Source organism: Bacillus sp. AFS001701, from assembly GCF_002559405.1.
Lineage (GTDB): Bacteria > Bacillota > Bacilli > Bacillales > Bacillaceae_G > Gottfriedia.
Genome location: NZ_NTZO01000604.1, coordinates 1 through 3,240 on the forward strand (window position 1 = coordinate 1; position 3,240 = coordinate 3,240).

At 33.3% G+C, this 3,240-nt stretch carries 2 protein-coding genes, 1 pseudogene and 1 other annotated feature; all 3 genes and pseudogenes read right to left on the bottom strand.

Annotated features, from left to right (window positions below):
- Positions 1–181, bottom strand: a pseudogene (locus CN514_RS23915) (nuclear transport factor 2 family protein); the annotation flags it as partial.
- Between the two features lie 38 nt (positions 182–219).
- Positions 220–1,653, bottom strand: coding sequence for a proline--tRNA ligase (gene proS, locus CN514_RS23920; protein WP_098234712.1), 1,434 nt, complete (start codon positions 1,651–1,653; stop codon positions 220–222).
- A 144-nt stretch (positions 1,654–1,797) separates the two neighbouring features.
- Positions 1,798–2,009 (bottom strand) — a binding site (T-box leader).
- 75 nt (positions 2,010–2,084) lie between these two features.
- Positions 2,085–3,005 (bottom strand): DMT family transporter, encoded by a 921-nt coding sequence (locus CN514_RS23925; protein ID WP_098234713.1) that lies wholly within the window; start codon positions 3,003–3,005, stop codon positions 2,085–2,087.
- Positions 3,006–3,240 lie beyond the last annotated feature (235 nt).

Here is a 3,240-nt window from a genome sequence, read left to right on the forward strand (position 1 = left end):
TTCCTATGCCATTTTCTAATTGATCATTTTTATATAAAACTCTACCTGAACTCCCGAATTCAAAAAATTCATCGGCTAGTAGATTTTTTAGTTCAATTTGTGAGGTGCGAATTTCTGGTTTAAGTAATTTTTCTTCTAACATACAAAGATGCTCTTTTAAAAAATCTAATCTTTCCTTCATTCATTCACCTACTTCGTTTTATTTAGATTGAATTTAAATTAGTAAGCTTTACCCCAATAGACCATTACATCCGTTTTCTTTCCACAGCATACACATGTATCAGCAAGTTGTTCTTGTTCAAAAGGAATACATCTTGAAGTTAGGCCAGCATCTTCTTTTATTTGTTCTTCACAAGCTAGATCCTGACACCACATTGCTTTAATAAAGCCTTGTTTTTCTTCACTGATTTGTTTTAGCTCTTCCATTGAAGTAGCTTCATATGTTTTTTCAGTACGATTGTTTAATGCTTTTTCGTAAAGAGCTGATTGGATTTCTTCAAGTAATTTTGAGATATTTTCTTCTAAAGCGTCTAATGAAACAATCGTTTTTTCTCGCGTGTCTCGTCTTACTAAAACTGCTTGATTCTTTTCAATATCTTTTGGACCAATTTCAACACGAACTGGAATTCCTTTCATTTCATATTCGTTAAATTTCCAGCCTGGCATTTTGTCAGAAGTATCAATTTTTACTCGAGCAATCTTTGAAATACGATTTTTTAATTCAGTTGCCTTTTGGGTAACGCCTTCTTTATGTTGAGCAATTGGAATAACCATGACTTGAGTTGGAGCAACTTTTGGAGGTAATACTAATCCGCTGTTATCTCCATGAACCATAATTAAAGCGCCGATTACTCTTGTTGTCATCCCCCAAGAAGTTTGGTGTACATATTGTCTTTTAGAGTTTTTGTCTGTGTATTGAATATCAAATGCTTTTGCAAATCCATCTCCAAAGTTATGAGATGTACCACTTTGTAATGCTTTCCCATCGTGCATTAAGCTTTCAATTGTATAAGTAGCTTTTGCACCTGCGAATTTTTCTTTTTCTGTTTTTTGACCTTTAATAACAGGAATTGCTAAGAAGTCTTCTAAGAAATTAGCATAAACATTTAACATTTGAATTGTTTCAGCTTGTGCTTCTTCAGCGGTTGCATGTGCTGTATGACCTTCTTGCCATAAGAATTCAGTCGTTCTTAAAAATGGTCTTGTTGTTTTTTCCCAACGAACTACCGAACACCATTGATTATATAATTTTGGTAAGTCATTATAGCTTTCAACTGTTTTTGAAAAATGCTCGCAAAATAGTGTTTCTGATGTAGGACGAACAGCTAATGGTTCAGCTAATTCATCATGCCCACCATGTGTTACCCAAGCAACCTCAGGAGCAAATCCTTCTACATGATCAGCTTCTTTTTGTAATAAAGATTTAGGGATAAATAATGGCATATATACATTTTCATGATCTGTTTGTTTAAATTGAAAATCTAATTCTTTTTGGATATTTTCCCATAGTGCATAACCATAAGGTCTTAAAATCATACAACCTTTCACACTTGAGTAATCGACTAATTCTGCTTTTTTTACGATATCTGTGTACCATTGTGCAAAATCAACATCCATATCTGTAATTGCTTCAACAAATTTTTTTGTCGTCATTTTCTCTACTCCTAATCATTTTTTAGAAAATAAAAAAACGCGCGAGAATAATCTGAAAGGGACCATTCTCGGCGTTACCACCCTAATTACTATATAGAAAATACGAAATAAGCGGATGATAAACAAAAAACGCCATGAATGATCAAAAGGGACCATTCATGGCGTTACCACCCTACTTATTATGTAAAACTTCTACATAATCTCTTAACATCTTTAACGGGAAAACCGCTGTAGCCTACTTTTATTTCGGTACAGAGACTCCAAGGCTGGTTCAGAATACTTGCTTTAGGAATTTGCACCAACCATTCCCTCTCTAAAAAGCTTATAAACTTACTATTCCTTTTCTAAGTCGTTTATTAATTTAAAGTTATAATACGTGAACAAATTGTATCTGTCAATGTGTATTATACCCATTTTTTTAAAATTTCTTACTATATTGCCTCATTTTTTACTTCTTTTGTGCGTTTCTTTGGTAAAGGTACTTCAGATAGCAGCATGCCACCTACAATAAAAGTCCCACCGATAATTGTTTGGATCGATAATGTTTCATTTGCAAAAAGTACTGCTGTAAATGCGGCAAAAACAGGTTCAAAAATAAAAATTAATGCTGCTTTCGTTGAGGAAATATGTTGTTGAGCAAACATTTGAACCCAAAACGCGATACTCGTACAGAATACTGCAGTCACAATCACTGCAAAAATGAATGTCGGGTTGACCCAAAGTTCTTTCGAAAATGAAACGGAAGTATCTTCAAATATTAGAGAGAAAATCGTACTACTAATGCCAACTGTTGCTAGTTGAATCGTTGTAAAGGTGATTGGATCCATTTGCTTCGTATACTTTCCTGATAAAATAATATGGAATGCAAATGCAACCGATCCAATAAGTGTAAGTACATCTCCAAGATTTACAGAGAATGAATCACCTAAAGTTAAGAAACTTAGTCCTAGTAATGCAATTAAACACGCGATTACGGTAGACCAGTTGGATCGTTCTTTATAGACTAAATATAAAAGAACAGGTACTAATACAACACATAGACCAGTAATAAAACCTGATTTTGATGAAGTTGTATACTTCAATCCAAATGTTTGAAGTAAATACCCTAAAAACAACATGAATCCAATACCACTAGTAATAACGATTTGTTTAACCGTTAATTTAGTTTTTTGTTTTCTTTTAACTAAAAATGGCAAAAGGATTAAAGTTGCGAGGATAAATCGAAATGCGTTAAATGCAAACGGTTCAACGTAAGCAATCGCATTTTGGACTACTACAAATGTTGTGCCCCAAAGTAATGTTACGATTATTAATGAGATGGTAGCTATTCTATCTATTCTCAGGTCTCTCATCCCCTCTCCATATAGTTGGTTCCATAAAAATTGCAAGTAAAGATAAATCGTTGATAGGAGCCTAATTGGCGACCACGTTGAAAACACTACAATGCTGCCATTTTTATCCACTTAACGAAAAAAAGATGTGAAATTACCACATCCAAGTACTATAATTTTTATTGGTTCCACATTTAATTATATCTTTATTTTATCATAGTGTGTAATGAATTTGTCTCATAACTGTAAAATTTCT

What these genes read in the sequence shown, in the direction of transcription:
- proS (WP_098234712.1), bottom strand. Translation starts at nt 1,653, where the DNA reads ATGACGACAAAAAAATTTGTTGAAGCAATTACAGATATGGATGTTGAT.
- CN514_RS23925 (WP_098234713.1), bottom strand. Translation starts at nt 3,005, where the DNA reads ATGAGAGACCTGAGAATAGATAGAATAGCTACCATCTCATTAATAATC.